23 protein-coding genes are annotated in these 21,438 nt (G+C 52.5%); 5 read left to right on the top strand and 18 right to left on the bottom strand.

Annotated elements, in window-relative coordinates; all coding sequences use genetic code 11:
* The first annotated feature begins 40 nt into the window (after positions 1-40).
* Positions 41-616 carry a lipid IV(A) palmitoyltransferase PagP gene (gene pagP / locus SK53_RS09390; protein ID WP_045342250.1) on the top strand — a complete coding sequence of 192 codons (576 nt, stop codon included), beginning with the start codon at positions 41-43 and terminating at the stop codon, positions 614-616.
* Between the two features lie 190 nt (positions 617-806).
* Complete coding sequence (cspE, locus tag SK53_RS09385) at positions 807-1,016, top strand: transcription antiterminator/RNA stability regulator CspE (protein WP_002439184.1); 210 nt, start codon at positions 807-809, stop codon at positions 1,014-1,016.
* Positions 1,017-1,235: 219 nt separating this feature from the next.
* On the opposite strand, the gene crcB is transcribed toward cspE, so the two are convergent.
* Positions 1,236-1,619 carry a fluoride efflux transporter CrcB gene (gene crcB / locus SK53_RS09380; RefSeq protein WP_017382474.1) on the bottom strand — a complete coding sequence of 128 codons (384 nt, stop codon included), beginning with the start codon at positions 1,617-1,619 and terminating at the stop codon, positions 1,236-1,238.
* A 67-nt stretch (positions 1,620-1,686) separates the two neighbouring features.
* On the opposite strand from crcB, the gene SK53_RS09375 reads away from it, so the two are divergent.
* Entirely contained in the window at positions 1,687-2,475 is a 789-nt protein-coding gene (locus SK53_RS09375; RefSeq protein ID WP_032608852.1) for a deaminated glutathione amidase, read from the top strand.
* 125 nt (positions 2,476-2,600) lie between these two features.
* Positions 2,601-2,804: a twin-arginine translocase subunit TatE gene (gene tatE / locus SK53_RS09370; protein WP_003858723.1), complete on the top strand. Its 204-nt coding sequence runs from the start codon at positions 2,601-2,603 to the stop codon at positions 2,802-2,804.
* An 80-nt stretch (positions 2,805-2,884) separates the two neighbouring features.
* Here the strand turns inward: tatE and lipA are convergent, their stop codons facing one another.
* The 14 genes from lipA to leuS form a co-directional block, all read right to left on the bottom strand.
* Entirely contained in the window at positions 2,885-3,850 is a 966-nt protein-coding gene (gene lipA, locus SK53_RS09365; protein ID WP_006809637.1) for a lipoyl synthase, read from the bottom strand.
* A gap of 207 nt (positions 3,851-4,057) precedes the next feature.
* Positions 4,058-5,011, bottom strand: coding sequence for a YbeF family transcriptional regulator (locus tag SK53_RS09360; RefSeq protein ID WP_023315623.1), 954 nt, complete (start codon positions 5,009-5,011; stop codon positions 4,058-4,060).
* 291 nt (positions 5,012-5,302) lie between these two features.
* Positions 5,303-5,944 (bottom strand): lipoyl(octanoyl) transferase LipB, encoded by a 642-nt coding sequence (gene lipB / locus SK53_RS09355; RefSeq protein WP_022650601.1) that lies wholly within the window; start codon positions 5,942-5,944, stop codon positions 5,303-5,305.
* A 94-nt stretch (positions 5,945-6,038) separates the two neighbouring features.
* Complete coding sequence (ybeD, locus tag SK53_RS09350) at positions 6,039-6,302, bottom strand: DUF493 family protein YbeD (protein ID WP_003858718.1); 264 nt, start codon at positions 6,300-6,302, stop codon at positions 6,039-6,041.
* Between the two features lie 107 nt (positions 6,303-6,409).
* Positions 6,410-7,621, bottom strand: coding sequence for a D-alanyl-D-alanine carboxypeptidase DacA (dacA, locus tag SK53_RS09345; RefSeq protein WP_003858714.1), 1,212 nt, complete (start codon positions 7,619-7,621; stop codon positions 6,410-6,412).
* A gap of 138 nt (positions 7,622-7,759) precedes the next feature.
* Entirely contained in the window at positions 7,760-8,866 is a 1,107-nt protein-coding gene (gene rlpA / locus SK53_RS09340; RefSeq protein ID WP_003858712.1) for an endolytic peptidoglycan transglycosylase RlpA, read from the bottom strand.
* Between the two features lie 16 nt (positions 8,867-8,882).
* A complete protein-coding gene (mrdB, locus tag SK53_RS09335; RefSeq protein ID WP_015571139.1) occupies positions 8,883-9,995 on the bottom strand; it encodes a peptidoglycan glycosyltransferase MrdB in 1,113 nt (370 codons plus the stop codon).
* A gap of 2 nt (positions 9,996-9,997) precedes the next feature.
* On the bottom strand, positions 9,998-11,899 hold the full coding sequence (mrdA, locus tag SK53_RS09330) for a peptidoglycan DD-transpeptidase MrdA (RefSeq protein WP_015571138.1): 1,902 nt from the start codon (positions 11,897-11,899) through the stop codon (positions 9,998-10,000).
* A gap of 28 nt (positions 11,900-11,927) precedes the next feature.
* Positions 11,928-12,395 (bottom strand): 23S rRNA (pseudouridine(1915)-N(3))-methyltransferase RlmH, encoded by a 468-nt coding sequence (gene rlmH / locus SK53_RS09325; protein ID WP_003858701.1) that lies wholly within the window; start codon positions 12,393-12,395, stop codon positions 11,928-11,930.
* A gap of 3 nt (positions 12,396-12,398) precedes the next feature.
* The gene (gene rsfS, locus SK53_RS09320; protein ID WP_003858696.1) at positions 12,399-12,716 is read right to left on the bottom strand and encodes a ribosome silencing factor; all 318 of its coding nucleotides are present in this window, start codon (positions 12,714-12,716) and stop codon (positions 12,399-12,401) included.
* 268 nt (positions 12,717-12,984) lie between these two features.
* The gene (gene nadD / locus SK53_RS09315; RefSeq protein ID WP_003858694.1) at positions 12,985-13,650 is read right to left on the bottom strand and encodes a nicotinate-nucleotide adenylyltransferase; all 666 of its coding nucleotides are present in this window, start codon (positions 13,648-13,650) and stop codon (positions 12,985-12,987) included.
* Positions 13,643-14,674 carry a DNA polymerase III subunit delta gene (gene holA, locus SK53_RS09310; RefSeq protein WP_022650603.1) on the bottom strand — a complete coding sequence of 344 codons (1,032 nt, stop codon included), beginning with the start codon at positions 14,672-14,674 and terminating at the stop codon, positions 13,643-13,645. The genes nadD and holA overlap by 8 nt, the downstream gene beginning before the upstream one ends.
* On the bottom strand, positions 14,674-15,243 hold the full coding sequence (lptE, locus tag SK53_RS09305; RefSeq protein WP_022650604.1) for an LPS assembly lipoprotein LptE: 570 nt from the start codon (positions 15,241-15,243) through the stop codon (positions 14,674-14,676). The genes holA and lptE overlap by 1 nt, the downstream gene beginning before the upstream one ends.
* A gap of 14 nt (positions 15,244-15,257) precedes the next feature.
* Positions 15,258-17,840: a leucine--tRNA ligase gene (gene leuS / locus SK53_RS09300; protein ID WP_022650605.1), complete on the bottom strand. Its 2,583-nt coding sequence runs from the start codon at positions 17,838-17,840 to the stop codon at positions 15,258-15,260.
* A 214-nt stretch (positions 17,841-18,054) separates the two neighbouring features.
* Here leuS and SK53_RS09295 point away from each other — a divergent pair, with 214 nt between their 5' ends.
* Entirely contained in the window at positions 18,055-18,537 is a 483-nt protein-coding gene (locus tag SK53_RS09295) for a zinc ribbon-containing protein (RefSeq protein ID WP_003858689.1), read from the top strand.
* Between the two features lie 130 nt (positions 18,538-18,667).
* Here SK53_RS09295 and SK53_RS09290 read toward each other — a convergent pair whose 3' ends face one another.
* The 3 genes from SK53_RS09290 to rihA all read right to left on the bottom strand — a co-directional run bounded on the left by SK53_RS09290 (position 18,668) and on the right by rihA (position 21,322).
* The gene (locus SK53_RS09290) at positions 18,668-19,147 is read right to left on the bottom strand and encodes an Hcp family type VI secretion system effector (protein WP_048209133.1); all 480 of its coding nucleotides are present in this window, start codon (positions 19,145-19,147) and stop codon (positions 18,668-18,670) included.
* Between the two features lie 547 nt (positions 19,148-19,694).
* On the bottom strand, positions 19,695-20,168 hold the full coding sequence (locus tag SK53_RS23910; RefSeq protein ID WP_064590481.1) for a hypothetical protein: 474 nt from the start codon (positions 20,166-20,168) through the stop codon (positions 19,695-19,697).
* Positions 20,169-20,386: 218 nt separating this feature from the next.
* Positions 20,387-21,322, bottom strand: coding sequence for a pyrimidine-specific ribonucleoside hydrolase RihA (gene rihA, locus SK53_RS09275; protein WP_048209129.1), 936 nt, complete (start codon positions 21,320-21,322; stop codon positions 20,387-20,389).
* Positions 21,323-21,438: the final 116 nt, after the last annotated feature.

Genomic DNA, 21,438 nt, shown 5'->3' with positions numbered 1-21,438 from the left:
GTTAAGGTCTGCACCGAATACTAAATATGGTAATGGCATTGTGATTGTACGAATTAAATTCCCCCTGATTTTGTTGTTTATTATTGGGCAGTTATCGTGTGCGTCTGCTGTTAATGCAGACAGCAATACAGCGGATAAAGGCTGGTTCACCACCTTCACGGATAACGTCGCGCAAACATGGAATGAACCTGAGCATTACGATCTCTATATTCCGGCCATTACGTGGCATGCACGTTTCGCCTACGATAAAGAAAAAACAGACCGTTATAACGAACGTCCGTGGGGGGCCGGCTTCGGTCAGTCTCGCTGGGATGAAAAAGGTAACTGGCATGGCCTGTACCTGATGGCGTTTAAGGACTCCTACAATAAATGGGAGCCTATTGGCGGTTACGGCTGGGAAAAAACCTGGCGTCCGTTATCAGACGACAACTTCCGTCTCGGGCTGGGCTATACGGCAGGGTTTACGGCGCGTGATAACTGGAAATACATTCCTGTTCCGGTACTGCTGCCGCTTGCCTCCATTGGTTACGGTCCGGCGACGTTTCAGATGACCTACATACCGGGTACCTATAACAACGGTAACGTTTACTTTGCCTGGATGCGGTTTCAGTTTTAACTGAGTTTTTCTGCTAAATCGGCCAAAAAATGCACAGACATGGAAATGTAAAGAATAAAAATCGGACAGCGAAAATTAACGCGACTTTTGTCACTTTTTATCAAAGATCCGCTGGACAAAACGCCTCACAATTGTTGTACTGATACCCGACACAGCATTTGTGTCGTTTTTTAATGTAAAGGTAATTTTGATGTCTAAGATTAAAGGTAACGTTAAGTGGTTTAATGAGTCCAAAGGATTCGGTTTCATTACTCCTGAAGATGGCAGCAAAGACGTGTTCGTACACTTCTCTGCAATCCAGTCTAATGGTTTCAAAACTCTGGCTGAAGGTCAGCGCGTAGAGTTCGAAATCACTAACGGTGCCAAAGGCCCTTCTGCTGCTAACGTAATCGCTCTGTAATTCAGACGCGTCAGCAAGAATTTCAAAACCCGCTCAATGAGCGGGTTTTTTTCGTTCTGAATCAACCGATAAGATAGATCTTCAGGAAGCTGGCGACGATCGCGACGCTTAGCAATACCATACCCACGCCTAAGAGATTTTCTTTCATGCTATCACCCTCGTTCAATATTGAGCCAAGAGTGACAGAGAAAAATTAAGCCAACATTAAGGTTGCCGTGCTTAATGTCCGCTGGCGGAGGAAAATAACCAGAATGCGATCGCAGTCATCGCAAACGAGCCAAGCATGTTAACGGCAATGTTCGTCAGCGCCCAGCCCATCCGGCCTTCCTGAAACAGAAACACCACCTCCGCAGAGAAGGTAGAAAACGTTGTTAAGCCGCCGCAGAAACCGGTTGTAATCAGAACCTTCCACATAGGGTCGATGTTGGTCATGCGATTAAACCAGGCCAGCCCCATCCCAATAATAAACGCCCCGATCAGATTTGCCGCCAGTGTCCCCATCGGAATGGCCTGATGCAGAGGGTTAAACCGCATGCTTAAGAGCCACCGCGCAACGCTACCCGTGCCTCCACCAATAAAAACGGCTATAAGTAGTTGTAACACTGTCAGTACCTGCTATTTGCTGTGTAAGTGCGTCGAGTGTAACGCTGTTTTTGACCGGGAGACAATTATGTATGTTGCAGTAGGGCAGTTCGCGGTGACGCCGGACTGGAATGAAAACGCGGAAAAATGCGTCTCCCTGATGCATGCGGCGAAGCAAAAGGGGGCGTCGTTGCTGGTACTTCCCGAGGCGTTACTGGCCCGTGATGATGGCGATCCGGACCTGTCGGTAAAGTCTGCGCAAACGCTGGAAGGAGCGTTTCTGAAACGACTGCTGGCCGAAAGCGTTGGCAACACGCTCACCACCATATTGACGGTCCATATTCCGTCCTCGCCGGGGCGCGCGGTGAACACGCTGGTGGCGATACGTGAGGGTGCCATTGTCGCGAGCTACGCCAAACTTCATCTGTATGATGCGTTCAGCGTTCAGGAGTCGCGCCTGGTCGATCCGGGGAGTGTAATTCCGCCGCTGATTGAGGTGGAGGGTTTTAAGGTTGGCCTGATGACCTGCTACGATATCCGTTTTCCCGAGCTGGCGCTGAACCTGGCATTGCAGGGGGCGGAGGTGCTGGTTCTGCCCGCCGCGTGGGTCAAAGGACCGCTTAAGGAGCATCACTGGGCGACGCTGCTGGCAGCACGCGCGCTGGATACCACCTGTTACGTGGTAGCCGCGGGTGAATGTGGTAACAAAAATATTGGGCAGAGCAGGGTTGTCGATCCGCTGGGGGTGACGGTTGTTGCGGCAGCGGAGACGCCTGCGTTATTGCTGACGGAGATAATTTCAGCCCGAATAGCGCTTGCGCGGCAGCAATTACCTGTTCTGCGCAACCGCAGGTTTGCGCCACCGCAATTAATGTGATGTTTTTTTCAACAATGCTTGATTCACCTTGTTACAGATTGCTATTGTGTGCACGCGCCAAATGACCGTTAATACGTTCAGGTTTTTTGGCGGAATGCAGCCTGTTTCATGTAAAGAAGGTATTTATGGGTGAGATTAGTATTACCAAACTGCTGGTGGTTGCCGCACTGGTCGTCCTGCTGTTCGGTACCAAGAAGTTACGCACGCTGGGTGGAGACCTGGGTGCTGCCATTAAGGGCTTTAAGAAAGCAATGAACGATGACGACGCGGCAGCGAAGAAAAGTGCCGAAGATGACATCACTGCACAGAAGCTTTCACACAAAGAGTAATGGCAATGCTGCAAGGCTTGCATAAAAAAACCGGCTCACGAGGCCGGTTTTTTGTTTTACTGTAAATAAATTTTACAGCTTTATTTCACTTCTTCGCCCTTCGCCTGCATATCGGCGTGATAAGAGGAGCGAACAAACGGACCGCACGCGGCATGGGTAAAGCCCATCGCCATCGCTTCGGCTTTCATTTCATCGAACTCATCCGGGCTTACGTAACGCTGTACAGGCAGGTGGTGACGGCTTGGCTGGAGGTACTGGCCCAGCGTCAGCATGGTGACGCCGTGGCGGCGCAGATCGCGCATCACTTCAATGATCTCAGCGTTGGTTTCACCCAGGCCGACCATCAGACCAGACTTGGTTGGAATATGCGGATGGGCTTCTTTAAAGCGTTCCAGCAGCTTCAGCGACCAGTTGTAGTCTGCACCGGGACGTACCTGACGGTAGATACGCGGTACGTTCTCCAGGTTGTGGTTGAACACGTCTGGAGGCGTCGCGGTCAGGATATCGAGCGCGCGATCCATACGGCCACGGAAATCCGGCACCAGCGTCTCAATCTTAATGTTCGGGCTTTTTTCGCGGATGGCGGTAATACAGTCAGCAAAATGCTGAGCACCGCCATCGCGCAGATCGTCACGGTCAACGGAGGTAATAACAACATAACGCAGCGCCATATCGGCAATCGTCTGCGCCAGTTTTTGCGGTTCGTTAGCGTCTGGCGCAACGGGACGGCCATGGGCAACGTCACAGAACGGACAGCGGCGGGTGCAGATGGCACCCAGAATCATAAATGTCGCGGTACCGTGATTGAAACATTCAGCAAGGTTAGGGCACGAGGCCTCTTCACAGACAGAGTGAAGACCATTTTTGCGCATCGCCGCTTTGATCCCCTGGATACGCGAAGAGTCGGCCGGAAGTTTGATTTTCATCCATTCCGGTTTTCTTAACAGCGCCTCGCGCTCTGTAGCCACGTTTTTAACCGGGATAAGGGCCATTTTATCGGCATCGCGGTATTTAACACCGCGTTCCATCACAATGGGTTTACTCATAGCGTGCGTGTTCCAGTTGCGAATATCGAAGGAAAGCGTTTCAATTCAAGGGAATGTTGTAATTATCAACTATTTTTGAACGAACGACAGGCAGTATATCATTTAAAGGGGCGATAAAGCAGCCTGCCAGGTCGCCAATTTGTAAAATAGTTGTTGTTTTGTGCCTTTTGCCCCGCTTGCGGCAGGGGCTTGCGCTGAAAGGCGGGATCAGAAAGCCTGGCGGATCACGTTAATGACGTTTTCCAGCACCGGATCGCGCAGGCTTAGCTTGTTGTAATGCAGTGAGATTTCAACAGATTCCGTCGTAAGTTGACTCAATGGAATGCTCTCCAGCGGCCAGCATTTTTGAAGCAAAGCGAAGAGACGCACGGGCATAATACAGAGCAAATCGCTGCTGCCAATCAGGGCCGCGAGGGTAAACATATTGTAACTGCTGAAGCTGATCAGACGGTCCGGGAACAGTTCGTCAATACGCTGGCGCAGCGGATCCGGGCCCTGCCCCTCGGACATAAAGGTTGCATGTTCGTAATGACGCAAATTTTCAGGCGTCAAAGGTGCGCTCAATACAGGATGATTCTGACGACAAACGAGCGCCAGAGAGTCGGTATAGAGAACGTTATGCCCTAATGCTCTGGCCGCGAAGCTGTTGCTGTCGATGATCAGGTCCGTCTGGAATTGCGCCAGCTGAGTTTCCGGATCGTTAACGGGCACATTGCGGATCAGCAGCTGTGGCGCATGCTGTTTAACAGCCTGGTAAATAGCGGGCATGACCAGAACGCCCACAGAGGGAGAAGTGCCTATGGTGATGGTTCGTTGCTTATCGTAACTGCCGGTGAGATCCAGCGCGCCCAGAATCGATTCCAGACCCTGGCTGATGTACTCATGCAGATGGGTTGCGTACGCGGTGGGGGTTACGCCCTGGCCTTTACGAATAAATAAGGGATCGGGAAATATCGCGCGCAATTTTTGAATTGACTGGCTAATAGCAGAGGGTGTGAGATTAAGAATTTTCGCAGCATTAACGATACCTTTGTGGACATATACCGCCTCAAAAATAGTCAATAAATTGAGATCAATATTACGTAAAGTCCGGAAAATTTGCGGCTTATCTTCGCCGCTGGTTTCATTCAGGCGTTTGGCTGGTAAATTAGTAGGCTCCACGCTCTTACTCCGTATCCATTCACAATATGAATGATAGTTGAATTTATTTATTATGCTTGCAGAGATTCGTAAAGTGTTTCGTAAGTTTCCCTTGTTTATCGAAAACAAGCAGTTGGGTGATTATCACGCACGTTACACGATACCCGGTGATGGTACTATTAAGGTTCTAATTAATATGGGACGCTAATATATGGGCGACTCGAAAATATAGAATATGCGGTTTATTGTAAAGCGTAAATGCGGCAATTAAGCAGTGGCTGGTCAAATAACCGAACCACTGCCGGAAGTGTGTTAAGCAGCAATATATTCGTAGTCAGGATTGTTAAGCAGCGCTAAAAACTTCTTCAAAAGCACGGGGCGGATATTCTCAGGCGTGGCGGTAGCGACCCACTGGCGCATTTGCGTCATTTCCATACCCGCATACCCGCATGGGTTGATGCGCTGGAAAGGGGTCAGATCCATATTGATATTCAGCGCCAGCCCGTGGAACGAGCAGCCTTTACGGATACGCAGCCCCAGCGAACAGATTTTCTTCTCTCCCACGTAGACGCCCGGGGCATCGGCGCGAGGATGAGCGTCGATACCGTACTCAGCGAGCGTGTTCACCACGGTCTGTTCCAGTAAGGTCACGAGCTCACGTACGCCCAGCTTTCTGCGTTTCAGGTTAAGCAGGACATACATTACCTGCTGGCCCGGGCCGTGGTAGGTTACCTGTCCACCGCGATCGCTCTGGATCACCGGGATATCACCCGTCATCAATAAATGTTCGGCTTTTCCTGCCTGGCCCTGAGTAAACACCGGCATGTGTTCAACCAGCCAGATTTCATCAGGGGTGGTGTCATCGCGCATATCGGTAAAGTCATGCATAGCCTGAGAGACTGGCTCGTAAGGCTGTATCCCAAGATGGCGAACAAGAATTTTATCCTGGTACAAAAGGACGTCTCCGAAGACAAGGGAGAATAGGTAACGCGGAGTATATCACAGCGGGGAAGTGGGTTACCCGGCAAACCGGGTAACCGCTGAGAGACTACAGCACCATACGAACAATTTCGATATTGCCGAGCTCTTCGTACAGCGTCTCAACCTGCTCAATGTGTGTCGCAGTGATGGTGATTGAGACCGAGTGGTAATTACCTTTGCTGCTCGGTTTGACTGATGGAGAGTAGTCGCCCGGCGCATGGCGCTGTACCACTTCAACCACCTGATCAACCAGCTCAGGTTTCGCCAGACCCATTACTTTGTAAGTAAAAGGGGTAGGGAATTCAAGCAGTTCGTTAAGTTTGGTTTTCATGTCAGCTCCGGCGTGTATGTAAAAAATAATAACTCCCGCCACGGGGCGGGAGTTTTACTGATACGTAGTATATGGGGATCAAAATCACACTTTCAAGTGTTCAATTTTTAACCAAACCAGTGATGGAACATCAGCTTAATGTAATCAATGATTTTGCCGAAGAAATTGCCTTCAGGAATCTCCTCCAGCACCACCAGCGGGCGTTGATCGATGGTTTTGCCATCCAGCTGGAAGTTGATAGTACCCACGACCTGATTCTTTTGCAGCGGGGCGTGCAGCTCGGTGGTATTCAGCACATAGCTGGCTTTCAGATCTTTCATACGACCGCGTGGGATAGTCAGATAGAGATCTTTGTCCACGCCCAGGGAAGCGCGGTCGTTATCGCCAAACCAGACAGGTTCAGAGGCAAATTCTTTACCGGCTTTCAGCGGGTTCACGGTTTCGAAGAAGCGGAAGCCCCAGGTCAGCAGTTTTTTGCTTTCCGTTTCGCGTCCTTTAAACGTACGCCCCCCCATCACGGCAGAGATCAGACGCATCTGGCCTTCAGTGGCGGAGGCCACCAGGTTATAGCCAGCTTTATCGGTGTGGCCGGTTTTGATACCGTCGACGTTCAGGCTGTTGTCCCACAGCAGGCCGTTACGGTTGGTCTGACGAATGCCGTTGAAGGTGAACTCTTTCTCTTTGTAGATAGAGTACTCGTTTGGCACGTCGCGGATCAGCGCCTGACCGATCAGCGCCATGTCACGCGCGGAGCTGTACTGACCCTCGGCGTCCAGGCCGTGAACGGTCTGGAAGTGGCTGTTTTTCAGACCCAGCGCGGAGACGTAGCTGTTCATCAGGCCCACAAACGCGTCCTGGCTGCCCGCGGCAAAATCAGCCATGGCCACGCAGGCGTCGTTACCGGACTGCAAGTTGATGCCACGGATAAGCTGAGAGACCGGAACCTGCATGCCAGGTTTCAGGAACATCAGCGATGAACCTTTGAACACGGGGTTGCCGGTTGCCCACGCATCGTTACCGATAGTCACCAGGTCGGTTTCTTTGAATTTACCTGCTTTCATAGCCTGACCGATAACATAGCTGGTCATCATTTTGGTCAGGCTGGCCGGATCGCGGCGGGCATCGGCGTTCTGTTCTGCCAGAACTTTGCCGGAGTTGTAATCAATCAGGATGTAGGATTCCGCGTCGATCTGCGGAACGCCAGGGATCATGGTCTTGATGTTCAGGTCATCCGCGTGAGCTGCGGAGAACGCAGCAGCGCAAAGGGCCGTGGTCAGCGCCATGCGCTGCACAAAACGAGCAGAAAAAGTGGTCTTCATGGTCAGAACTACGACATCCGTGATGGAATTAAAAAAGTGCCTTACTATAGCAAATGCTATACGGGCAGGCATCCGACTTTCATCATGAGAGTGTTAACGTGGTTTACACAAACTGACATTTCGGATACCACCGAATAATTATTTTGCAACAGCGATAAACGACTGGAGCTGCGCCTCGCTCTGCAAACGCTGTTGCAGGGATGCTGCCTGCGATTTGCTGGCAAACGGACCCATCTGGATACGCCATACCGCACCGTTTTGCTCAACGCGGCCTGGCACGCCAAACTGTTTGCTTAAACGCTGCTGATATTGCTCTGCACGGGTCCGATCGCTGACAGCGCCAACCTGAACCACGTAGCTGCCGCTCGCCGTCGCAGGCGCCGCAGTCTGCGTAGCAGCAGGCGCGGTCACCGGGGCGGGTTGTGCAGCGGGTGCAGCAACGACGGGCGCAGGCGCTGGGGCAGGTTCATTTGATTCAATCACGCCCGGCGCTAACGTGGTGGGTGCGCCAAGGAAACCACTGCTTTTCACCGGGGCGCCTGTCGCGTCTTCACTTTGCAGCGTATCGTTGCTGATGGCGCGCACTTCACCCTGCGGCTGTGTGGGCTCTGCCGGCGTTGAAGCGCCCCCCATACCACCGCTCAGATCCGGGCGAGCGGGCAGGGCATAGGTCTGTTTCGCGACCGTGGTACAGGCCGTGCCCGGGCCAGACAGTGAACCATCCTGCGCCACGATAATCGGGTCGATACGCACTTTAGTATTGTTTGAGGTGTTCAGACGGTCGGCCGCCGCGCGGGACAGGGAGATCACGCGATCGGTGCCGTAAGGCCCGCGATCGTTGATACGCACCACGATCATTCGGCCATTCGCCAGGTTAGTGATGCGTGCATAGCTCGGGACAGGCAACGTCGGGTGTGCCGCCGTGATCTGCATCGGATCGAAGGTTTCACCCGACGCGGTCAGGTTGCTACCGGGCTCAGCGTCATAGATGGCAGCAAAGCCAGCCTGGCTGAAACGGGAAGGATCCTGAACGATTTTATAGCTTTTACCGTCGCGCTGATAATCCTGATTCACGCTGGCGTTCAGCGGTTCATAAACGGGATCGGCACCGCTAATCTCGACAATCGGGCCATTACAGACCGCAGGCTGCGGCGGCGCGACGGTTGCCTGTTGCTGACCATCATCACTTGTACAGGCGGCAAGTAAACTTGCTGCGATGCAGATCCCCAGCCACTGCTTACGCATTGCGATCCCCTTATTTTTATACGCTTTTGGACAACATTTTCCTGTGGGTATGGATCGACATGACGATACCAAACCCGGCCATCAACACGATCAGTGCCGAGCCCCCGTAACTCACCAGCGGCAGCGGTACGCCGACAACCGGCAGAATCCCACTCACCATACCAATATTTACGAAGACATAAACGAACAAAATCAACATTAATCCGCCTGCCATCACGCGACCAAAGGTGGTTTGGGCGCGTGCGGCAATCCACAAACCTCGCATGATCAGCAGCACGTAGAGTGCAAGCAGAACCAGGATGCCAACCAGCCCTAACTCCTCAGCCAGAACGGCAAAGATAAAGTCGGTGTGGCGTTCCGGTAAAAATTCGAGCTGCGACTGCGTACCGTGCAGCCAGCCTTTGCCGCGCAGGCCGCCGGAGCCAATCGCAATCTTCGACTGAATAATATGATAGCCTGCGCCCAGCGGATCGGTCTCGGGATCGAGCAGCATCATAACGCGCTGACGCTGGTAATCATGCATCAGGAAGAACCAGAGGATAGGAATAAACGCGGCAACCAGCACCACGGCGATACCAATCAGACGCCAGCTCAGGCCGGACAGGAACAGGACGAACAGGCCGGAGAGGGCGATAAGAATCGAGGTGCCGAGGTCCGGCTGTGCGGCCACGAGCAGCGTCGGCAGGAAAATCAGCACCAGCGCAATGGCGGTATTTTTCAACGACGGCGGGCAGACGTCGCGGTTAATAAAGCGCGCCACCATCAGCGGGACGGCGATTTTGGCGATTTCCGACGGCTGGAAGCGGACAATCCCCAGATCCAGCCAGCGTTGTGCCCCCTTCGAGATGGCGCCGAAAGCATCTACTGCCACCAACAAAATGATACAGAAAATATAGAGATAGGGCGCCCAACCCTCGTACACGCGCGGCGGTATTTGCGCCATCACCACCATAATAACCAGACCCATGGCGATCTGGCCGATTTTACGCTCCATCATGCCGATATCCTGGCCGCTGGCGCTCCAGATAACGAGGGCGCTATAGACCAGCAGAGCCAGCAGAATCAGCAGCATGGCTGGGTCGATGTGGATCTTGTCCCACAGCGATTTTTTATTCGGATTATCCGTCATGATTATTGGTCCTCCGCCGCAGCGGCTGCCGGGTTTTCAGCTGGCAGTTCGGTGTTGTTGTCACCCAGCATGATGTGGTCGAGGATTTGACGCATGATGGTACCCACCGCCGGGCCTGCGCCGCCGTTCTCCAGAATCATCGCCACCGCAACCTGCGGGTTATCATAAGGGGCAAACGCCGTCATGAGCTTGTGGTCACGCAGACGTTCGGCAATTTTATGTGCGTTGTAAGTTTCATTCGCTTTAAGACCGAAGACCTGAGCCGTACCTGATTTCGCGGCTACCTTATACGGTGCGCCAGCGAAATATTTGTGCGCCGTCCCGTTAGGGCGGTTGGCTACACCGTACATGCCGTCTTTCGCGATTTCCCAGTATCCGGAATGAATGTCACCCACCGGCGGCTCGTGCGGCTGTATCCATGGCACTTTTTTGCCGTCTTCAACGGTGCTTTGCAGCAGGTGCGGCACTTTCACGACGCCATCGTTGATGAGGATCATCATCGCCTTGTTCATTTGCAGCGGCGTTGCCGTCCAGTAGCCCTGGCCGATCCCCACCGGAATGGTGTCACCCTGATACCAGGGTTTTTTAAAGCGCTTCAGCTTCCATTCGCGGGTTGGCATGTTGCCGGAACGCTCTTCCGCCAAATCTATACCGGTGTAATGCCCGTAGCCGAACTTGCTCATCCATTCAGACAGACGGTCAATACCCATGTCGTAGGCGACCTGATAGAAGAAGGTATCCGCCGACTCCTCCAGTGATTTGGTCACGTTCAGATGGCCGTGGCCCCATTTTTTCCAGTCGCGGTAGCGTTTCTCAGAGCCAGGCAACTGCCACCAACCGGGGTCAAACAGACTGGTATTACGGGTGATGACGCCCGCGCTCAGCGCAGACACGGCGACATACGGTTTAACCGTTGAAGCTGGAGGATAAACCCCCTGCGTCGCGCGGTTTACCAGCGGCGTGTTTGGATCGTTGAGCAGGCCGGAGTAATCCTTGCTGGAGATGCCATCCACGAAGAGGTTCGGATCGTAGCTTGGCATCGAAACCATCGCCAGAATGCCGCCGGTACGCGGGTCGGTCACAATAACCGCAGCACGGCTACCCGCCAGCAGCGTCTCGATATACTGCTGTAGCTTCAGGTCGAGCGTCAGATAGACGTCATGCCCCGCCTGCGGGGGCACCTCTTTCAGTTGTCGGATCACACGGCCACGGTTGTTAACTTCAACCTCTTCATACCCGGTCTGACCGTGCAGCACATCTTCGTAATAACGTTCGATCCCAAGCTTGCCAATATCATGGGTTGCGGCGTAGTTAGCCAGCTTGCCATCTTTATCAAGGCGTTCGACGTCTTTATCGTTGATTTTGGAGACGTAACCAATGACGTGCGTCAGCGCGGAGCCGTAAGGATAGTAGCGGCGTTTATAGCCTTTGACTTCCACACCGGGGAAACGGTACTGGTTAACGGCAAAACGGGCGACCTGCACTTCCGTCAGGTTGGTTTTTACCGGAATGGAGGTGAAGCGGTGAGAACGTGCGCGCTCTTTTTTGAACGCAGCGATATCGTCATCAGTCAGGTCGACAACGCTTCTCAGCGCGTTCAGGGTATCCTGCACGTTATCCACTTTCTCGGGCATCATCTCTATCTGGTAGATGGTGCGATTAAGCGCCAGCGGCGTGCCGTTACGATCGTAGATAATGCCGCGGCTGGGCGCGATGGGCACCAGCTTGATACGGTTTTCGTTTGAGCGGGTCTGGTAATCGGTATAGCGGACAATTTGCAGATTATAGAGGTTGGCGATCAGCACGCCGGTAAGCAGCAAAATCCCCGTAAAGGCGACCAGCGCCCGGCGCACAAACAGCGCGGACTCAGCCGTATAGTCGCGAAAAGAATTCTGTAGTTTCATCCGCTGCTTAAATTACCCTGGTCAGTCATTACTCGCGGTGATAAGGGTGGTTGGTAGTGATGCTCCATGCGCGATACAAACTTTCTGCCACGAGAACCCGTACAAGCGGGTGGGGCAGCGTCAGCGCCGAGAGTGACCAACTTTGTTCTGCTGCCGCTTTGCAGGCGGGAGATAACCCCTCTGGTCCGCCAATCAACAGACTGACGTCCCGACCATCCTGCTTCCAGCGCTCCAGTTCGTGCGCCAGCTGCGGCGTATCCCAGGGTTTGCCCGGGATATCGAGGGTCACGATGCGGTTTTTGCCTGCGGCAGCCAGCATCAGCTCTCCCTCTTTATCGAGAATACGTTTGATATCTGCGTTCTTGCCGCGCTTTCCTGCTGGGATCTCCACCAGTTCGAACGGCATATCTTTTGGGAAACGACGCAGATACTCAGTAAAACCGGTTTGTACCCAGTCCGGCATTTTGGTGCCGACGGCGACCAGTTGCAACTTCACGCATTAACCCCAGAGTTTTTCCAGCTCATACAGGCGACGACTCTCTTCCTGCATGACGTGGACAATCACATCGCCGAGATCGACAACCACCCAGTCAGCGGTCGCTTCACCTTCAACGCCCAGCGGAAGCAGCCCTGCCGCGCGCGATTCCTGAACAACATGGTCAGCAATCGAAACAACGTGACGAGTTGAGGTGCCGGTGCAGATGATCATGCAGTCGGTGATGCTGGATTTACCCTTAACGTCGATAGCGATGATGTCCTGACCTTTCAGGTCATCAATTTTGTCGATAACAAAATCCTGGAGTGCTTTACCCTGCAAGTTTTCCCCCTGGGTGAATGAGATTGTACAACTATGAATTCGTGGCCAGTCAGTATACCTGAACTGACGCCAGTCGCGGGACAAATGTCACCGCCCGGCTTTTGAAGGCGGGTATCATCCCACCCTCCGCCTGAGATTGCATCGCCATTTTTGTAAAACAATTTCTGTAAAGCAGCGATCGGCGGGAAAGTCTGGCAGCGGAGGATATCAGTATGGCTTAGCCTGTCAAGGCAGGATAATCATTAACGGACAATTTCGCCGGCGATGCTCAGACATCTGTACTTTTCTGATACAGACCGTGCGCATGGATATAGGCCAGCACGGGCGAGGGGAGGAGATCGTCACAGTCTAAACCCTGCTGGAGACGCTCGCGGATGAGGGTCGCAGAAATATCAAACCACGGCGTTTCAGCGAGGTAAATTTTCCCGGCGGGGAGACTGTGCAGGTCTTCTATATTGTCCGTCAGATGTGCGTCAAGCCACTGCTGATGCTGCGCGTCGCGCATGGTCAGCGGGTAGCCCGGACGGCGGCAGACCAGCAGATGACTGTTTTCCAGAATGGTTTCGTACTGGTACCAGCTGGGAAAGTTGAGCAAGGAATCCTGGCCGATGATAAACGCCAACGGTTTCATGGGCCCCTGCTCAGCGCGCCACTCCCGCAGCGTTTGCGATGTCCAGGAAGGGGTATCTCTACGCAGTTCACGCTCATCCAGTGTGAAGAGAGGCTTATCGGCGATAGCCAGCGCGAGCATCGCTTTACGCTGCTCGCTGGTTGCTTCTGGCTGAGGACGGTGCGGCGGAACATTGTTGGGCATGATGATCACCCGCTGCAAGCCAATCAAATTCGCGAGGATTTCTACCGGCTTAAGATGCCCATAGTGCACCGGGTCGAAGGTCCCGCCATACATTGCCTGTAAAGAATGCATATCACCCATCGATAAATACGTCTGCCAGCGCCTTATGGCAGAGCAGCAAAGAGAGACTCTCCAGCTCCGCCCAGACAGACTGACCGTAATCCTGTTTTAACGTCAGTTCGGCGCGCATCAGAAGTTGCACTGCCTGACGCAACTGCTCCTGGCTCAGGCGGTTTATCGCCTCCGTGGTCATCGCCCGACGGTTTTGCCAGACGCGATGTTTGTCGAATAAGGCGCGCAGGGGCGTGTGTGCTGACTGGCGTTTAAGGTTGTTCAGCAGCAGTAATTCGCGCTGGAGCGTACGGAGAAGGATGACCGGCTCACTCCCTTCCAGGCGCAGCTGTTGCAGGATGTGCAGAGCACGTTTACTTTTCGCCGACAGCAGCGCATCAACCCAGTGGAAGGGGGTAAAGTGCGCGGCATCATTCACCGCCTGTTCCACGCGCGGCAGCGTCAGCTTGCCATCGGGCCACAGCAGGGCGAGCCTGTCCAGCGCCTGCGCCAGTGCCAGAAGGTTGCCTTCGTAGCAGTAGCACAGGAGCTGACTGGCGGCCTCATCCAGCTGCAAATTGTGCTGCTTTGCTCGCGCGGCAACCCATTTTGGCAGATGCGCCTGCTCTGGAGTCTGGCAGGAGACAAGCACCGCACTGGGGGTTAGCCGGGTAAACCAGGCAGCGTTTTCCTGCGCTTTTGTGAGTTTGTTGCCGCGTACGATAAGCAGCAGATCGCCGTGTAACAAACTCACCAGCATAGCCAGCTGTTCATTGATGGCAGCGTTAGGACCATTCTCAGGCAGCAGGATCTGGATTGTCTGACGAGAGGCAAACAGGCTCATGGCCTGACAAAGCGAGAAGATAGCGTTCCAGTCGGTACTGTTATCGATCTGGAACGTATGATGCTCATCGAAACCCTGCGCGGCTGCCGCATGGCGAACCGCATCAAGGCTTTCCTGTAGTAACAGGGGGTCGTTGCCGAGTAGCAGATAGGCCGCGCGCAGCCCTTCGTTGAGCTGCGCGCGGAGTTGTTCAGGATACAACCTGATCATCAGTTACCCAGAGACGTTGGCATATCCGGCGTGCTGGCATCCGGTGTTTCGATAACGTCAGCGCCTTTTTTCGTCGACGCGGCAATGGCAGGCAGCCTGCGGATCAGCTGTTCCGCGGCCTTATCATACATTTCCTTGATGATAATCTGCTGTTCGGCGTCTTTTGCCAGCGCCGTCTGCGGGTTATCGAAGAACGAGCGGTAGACTTTGGTATTGATAGGGTAAATATCTTTACCTGGCATCAAGACGGCCGCATCAACGGTTAGCACCATCTGATATTCCGCCGTCCGCCCATCCTGGAAGATCGAGGCCGTATCTTGTGACAGCGTTGATTTCAGGACACGGAGCGAAGGAACATCCTGACGTAGGGTTCCCTTCTCGATCAGCTTAACATCGTTCAAACGCAGCTGGTTACGAATGGCCCGGCTCAGCGGTCCGTTCGGATCGGATGAGTCGAAGATCATCGTTTTCATCTGCGCAGGCACTGCCGTGGTGTTGCGCAGGTGCCAGCCGCAGCCAGCGGTGACAAGCACCGCCAGAGATAAGAGTATTGTTGCCAGTTGTCGCACGTTTCCTCCCGCGCTTAGCCAACGACCAGATTCAGCAGTTTACCAGGTACGTAGATCACTTTACGTACGGTAACGCCCTCAAGGTATTTAGCGACCAGATGCTCCTGGCCTGCGCGCTCGCGAACCTGTTCTTCGGTTGCGTCGACCGCGACGGTAATTTTACCGCGCACTTTACCGTTAACCTGCACCACCACCAGCGTGGTGTTTTCCACCATAGCGGATTCATCCGCCACTGGCCACGGCGCATTGTCGATATCGCCTTCGCCTTTCAGTTCCTGCCACAGGGTAAAGCTAACGTGCGGCGTGAACGGGTTCAGCATGCGAACGACCGCCAGCAGCGCTTCACGCATTAACGCGCGATCCTGCTCGCCATCCTGCGGGGCTTTCGCCAGCTTGTTCATCAGTTCCATAATAGCCGCAATTGCGGTATTGAAGGTCTGACGACGACCAATATCATCGGTGACTTTCGCAATAGTTTTATGAACATCACGACGCAGCGCCTGTTGATCTTCAGTCAGTGCAGCTACGTTCAGCGCTGGCGCATCGCCCTGAGAGGTGTGCTCGTAAACCAGTTTCCAGACGCGCTTCAGGAAGCGGTTGGCCCCTTCAACGCCGGATTCCTGCCACTCAAGGGTCATATCTGCCGGGGAGGCGAACATCATGAACAGACGCACGGTATCCGCACCATAACGCTCAACCATCACCTGCGGGTCGATGCCGTTATTTTTAGACTTGGACATCTTGCTCATGCCGGTATAAACCAGTTCATGACCTTCAGCGTCTTTCGCCTTCACGATACGGCCTTTCTCGTCGCGCTCGACAATCGCATCAACCGGAGAAACCCAGTTACGCTCGCCGTTCGCGCCAACGTAGTAGAACGCATCTGCCAGCACCATACCCTGACACAGCAGCTGTTTTGCCGGCTCGTCGGAGTTGACCAGGCCTGCGTCACGCATCAGTTTGTGGAAGAAGCGGAAGTAGAGCAGGTGCATGATGGCGTGTTCAATGCCACCGATGTAAATGTCTACCGGCAGCCAGTAGTTTGCTGCATCAGAATCCAGCATGCCTTCTTTGTACTGCGGGCAGGTGTAGCGCGCATAGTACCAGGAGGATTCCATAAAGGTGTCAAAGGTGTCGGTTTCACGCAGCGCTGGCTGACCGTTGACGGTGGTTTTCGCCCACTCAGGATCGGCTTTGATCGGGCTGGTGATGCCGTCCATGACCACGTCTTCCGGCAGGATCACCGGCAGCTGATCTTCTGGCGTTGGCATCACGGTACCATCTTCCAGCGTCACCATTGGGATTGGCGCACCCCAGTAACGCTGACGGGAAACGCCCCAGTCGCGCAGACGGTAGTTCACTTTACGCTCGCCCACGCCCAGGGAGGCCAGCTTGTCGGCGATGGCGTTGAAGCCCTCTTCAAAGCTCAGGCCGCTGAACTCACCGGAGTTAAACAGGGTGCCTTTTTCAGTCAGCGCTTGCTCAGAGAGATCGGGTTCAGAGCCGTCAGCAGCAAGAATAACAGGCTTGATGGTCAGGCCGTATTTGGTGGCAAATTCGTAGTCGCGCTGGTCGTGACCCGGCACGGCCATCACGGCGCCTGTGCCGTATTCCATCAGTACGAAGTTGGCGGCCCAGACAGGGATCGCTTCGCCCGTCAGCGGGTGGATCGCTTTGAAGCCGGTATCAACGCCTTTTTTCTCCATCGTCGCCATGTCGGCTTCGGCCACTTTCGTGTTGCGGCATTCGTCGATAAAGGTCGCCAGTTCTGGATTGTTTTCTGCCGCTTTCTGCGCCAGCGGGTGACCTGCGGCCACGGCCAGGTAGGTCGCGCCCATGAAGGTGTCCGGGCGGGTGGTGTAGACGGTCAGGGTCTGATCGTAGTTCTCAACGTTGAAGGTAATTTCCACACCTTCGGAACGGCCGATCCAGTTGCGCTGCATGGTCTTAACGGTATCTGGCCAGTGGTCCAGATTGTCCAGATCGTTCAGCAGTTCGTCAGCGTAGGCGGTGATTTTGATAAACCACTGCGGGATCTCTTTACGCTCTACTTTGGTGTCGCAGCGCCAGCAGCAGCCATCGATAACCTGTTCGTTCGCGAGAACGGTCTGGTCATTTGGGCACCAGTTAACGGCAGAGGTCTTCTTGTACACCAGGCCTTTTTTATACAGCTCGGTGAAGAACTTCTGCTCCCAGCGGTAGTATTCCGGGGTACAGGTTGCCAGCTCGCGGCTCCAGTCATAGCCGAAGCCCAGCATTTTCAGCTGGTTTTTCATGTACGCGATGTTGTCGTACGTCCACGGAGCCGGTGCCGTGTTGTTTTTCACCGCCGCGCCTTCAGCAGGCAGGCCGAACGCATCCCAGCCGATAGGCTGAAGAACGTTTTTGCCCAGCATGCGCTGGTAGCGTGCAATCACGTCACCGATGGTGTAGTTACGCACGTGGCCCATGTGTAGTCGACCAGAAGGATAGGGAAGCATCGACAGGCAGTAATACTTCTCTTTGCTCTCGTCTTCGGTTACTTCAAAGGTGCGCTTCTCGTCCCAGTGTTGCTGGACTTTTGATTCTATCTCTTCCGGGCGGTATTGCTCTTGCATGGCAGCCAGTGGTCCTGTGTTCAATACAGCTACAAATGTAGCCAATGGATGTGGTAATTCAGATCCGCATAGCATAGCCCAAACGCCCGCGTCAAAACAGCCTTTCACGCAAATGCACTTTGCAGGAATTTACCGGGTCTGTGCTTCACCTGACAAAGCGGCGACGAAATAAGGTCTATTATTAGAGACAGTTACTTACCCGGGAGGCAAAATGATGAACAAGGTTGCTCAATTTTACCGTGAACTGGTAGCGACTCTGACGGAACGGCTGCGTAACGGCGAGCGTGATATCGACGCGCTGGTCGAACAGGCACGCGCACGCGTGACGCAAACGGGTGAGTTAACGCGAACCGAAGTGGAAGAGGTAACGCGCGCCGTGCGCCGCGACCTGGAGGAGTTCGCGCGAAGCTATGAAGAGAGCCAGGACGAGATCGCCGACAGTGTTTTTATGCGGGTAATTAAAGAGAGCCTGTGGCAGGAGCTGGCGGATATTACCGATAAAACTCAGCTGGAGTGGCGCGAGGTGTTCCAGGATTTAAACCACCACGGTGTCTATCACAGCGGCGAAGTAGTGGGGCTGGGGAACCTGGTGTGTGAGAAGTGCCACCACCATATCGCCGTTTATACGCCGGAGGTGTTGTCGCTGTGTCCGAAGTGCGGGCACGACCAGTTCCAGCGTCGGCCGTTTGAGCCGTAGGTAAAAGCAAAACTGTTTGCACCCTCTCCCTGTGGGAGAGGGTCGGGGTGAGGGCATCAGGCCGCAGAATAATAAGCCAGCCGCTCCGCCAGTAAATATCCAAACGTTTCCCGAAAGATTTCCACCCTCTTTAGGCTGTGACCCTTTCATTCAACGAGTCTTTGTACATTATGTTTCCTTCAGTGTACTTCCATTCTATAGACTCATAGCGAATTTCAACTTCTTCCATATGCTTACTTGCAATACCTACTGGAAATAGAACGGGGGAGATTTGAGTTATCTTTACATTTTCCAGCTTTATATTGAAATATTCCAGTTCTATTCCTGCATCATTAATTTTATACATTTTTATTAAAGCTTCTTTCAGTATTCTTCCTTCGCATACGGCTCTGAATAGATAGGGTGTGAGCCGGTCTATCTCTTTTTTAAATCTAATCGGTACATGAAGACGTGTTCCAGTCAGTTTCCCTGTATTATGGTCTGTAGGAATCCATACCGAATGATTAAAGGACTTAAGCTCAGTGGAACCCAATCGTGATGGCATTAAACACTCTCCTATCAAAGGTGAGCCATTGTCATCGATGAGCCAAATATGTGCCGGGATAGTCATTTCATTCTTTTCCGTTGTAAAAAAATATTAGTGAAAATGTCAGTGTTACTATCAAGGCGATAATTCCAAATGCAATTTTGTTATTATCGACAAAAATAGAAACCAAAATGGAGATTATGGCTATAAGGAAAATTATTGCACAGCCTATAATATTGTTGATGCAATCATCTTTGATACTATTATAAAAACGCCTGATACATCTTCTTAATAGATTATTCATCAAATTAAGCATTTTCACATCATTCTCTTAAGTGCTCTGACAATTTCTTCATCAGATGCTGTGCTAATATTTAGATAGCAAGACTTCATGATCATGGGTTCGATCAAGAAATACATCATTTCTAACCCCTCTCTATATAAGGCGTTATAAAATATTGGGCAGAAATTTTTTAGATTATCTGCGCTATCAGCAGCACGTTGTACAATCCCATAAATATTCAATCCTCCTATGACCCACCCAACTCTGCTTCCTATTTTTTCATTAATGCATTCTGAACAGATAAATTCATTTTGTTTCCGTAGCATATATATGATGTTATAAAGTAAATCAAACCATTTTTGAAATGTATTTAATGGGATAGTTTTTGGCGAATGGCGTTAAGTTTTCAAGGATTGTTTTCTTTTCTACATCGCTTTTATTTTTTAAGAGGGTTTCTATATATATATTCAACATTCGAAATATAACATTTCTATGTTTGACTAGTTCATATAGAGCGCAAATAAATCTGACATCTTCAGAACCAAGTTTTTTACAAACATCTTGATAATTTTCTGTAAGACAGGATGTATAATAAAGTAAGCGTGTTGTGGCATCGCCAAGACCATTTACATAATATTGTACACCTTCTTTAACGCCTATTAACGCTTTATCTAACCGCACAGCTAGCTCTTTGTCAGTTCCAGGTTGCTTAATAATTTCTTCGCTGTAATACATAACGTGCTCCCTTGCTATGTTCATTCGATCATCGAACATGTCCTTGCCAAGCAAAGTGATGTTTATCTCACTTTTGAAAGTATCCATAAAAGAATTCATTGTTTTTATTTGAGGAGTGAATCAGTAGCAAGTAATAATAATTGTGACAAATGGGTGGGGCTAATGGTTTAGCTATTATCAAATAAAAGCGTTCTGTTTTTTCTTGCTTGTTTTATTTAATGAAGTTTTTAGTATGAGGGAGGCATGATAAGGGCATTAGGCAGCAGAACCGCCTAAAATGCCCAATAATGTACTGTTTTTTCGGACTACATATAATAAGCCAGCCGCTCCGCCAGCAAATCCACAAACGCTTCCCGATCGATATCCACCATCACCGTGGTATTCGGCTTGTTTCCCGTTAGCGAGTAATAGTCCACCACCGTCATTCCCTGGGTATATTTCCCCTGTGTTTCCACACCAACCCAACGCTCGACCGTGGTAAACATTTCCGGCTTCAGTAGCCAGGCGATGGTGCATGGGTCATGCAGCGGGGCGCCGTGGAAGCCCCACTTCTCGGCTTTGTGATACTCCATAAAGAAATCGAGCAGCTCTGCCACGGTCGTTGCAACCGGGTTACCCACAGTACGAAATCGTTCGATGTCCTGCACCATAATTTGTGCGCGGTGGGTAACGTCCAGCCCCGCCATCACAATCAGCAGGCCCGACTGGAAGACGATTTCCGCGGCTTCCGGGTCAACGAAGATGTTGAACTCTGCTGCTGGCGTCCAGTTCCCCAGCCCCATTGCCCCGCCCATGATGACGATACGGGCGATGTTGCTGTGCAGTTCAGGATGGCTGTTCAGCAGCAGCGCAACGTTGGTCTGCGGGCCGGTCGCCACCAGCGTCACGGGCTCTGCGCTCTCACGCAGCACCTTCGCCATGAGCTCGACGGCAGTGCAGTTTTGCGGTGCGAAATCCGGCTCCGGCAGCGCCGGACCATCCAGCCCACTTTCACCGTGAACGTTATCCGCAATGATCAGCTCGCGCATCAGCGGCTTAACGGCACCACCTGCGACAGGAATATCGGTGCGTTTCAGCAGCGTCAACATGCGCAACACGTTTCGCAAGGTTTTATCCGGCGTCTGGTTTCCGGCGGAGGAGGTGACAGCTTTTACGTCCAGTTCAGGGGAAGCAAGAGCAAGGACGAGTGCGATCGCGTCATCATGACCCGGATCGCAGTCGAGAATAATTGGCTGTGCCATAGCGTTCTCCATTCTCAGCATTATTTGTGACAAGGTTAACGCTGCGATGTGACGCCGAATAGAAAAAGAGATCTAAAGCGTGAAGCAGTGCGCAATCCGCAGATTGCGCACTAAAA

Source organism: Enterobacter sp. MGH119 (assembly GCF_001037675.1).
Lineage (GTDB): Bacteria > Pseudomonadota > Gammaproteobacteria > Enterobacterales > Enterobacteriaceae > Enterobacter > Enterobacter hormaechei_C.
Note: the sequence above shows the minus strand (reverse complement) of the source record. Positions and strands in the feature narration are given on the sequence as shown.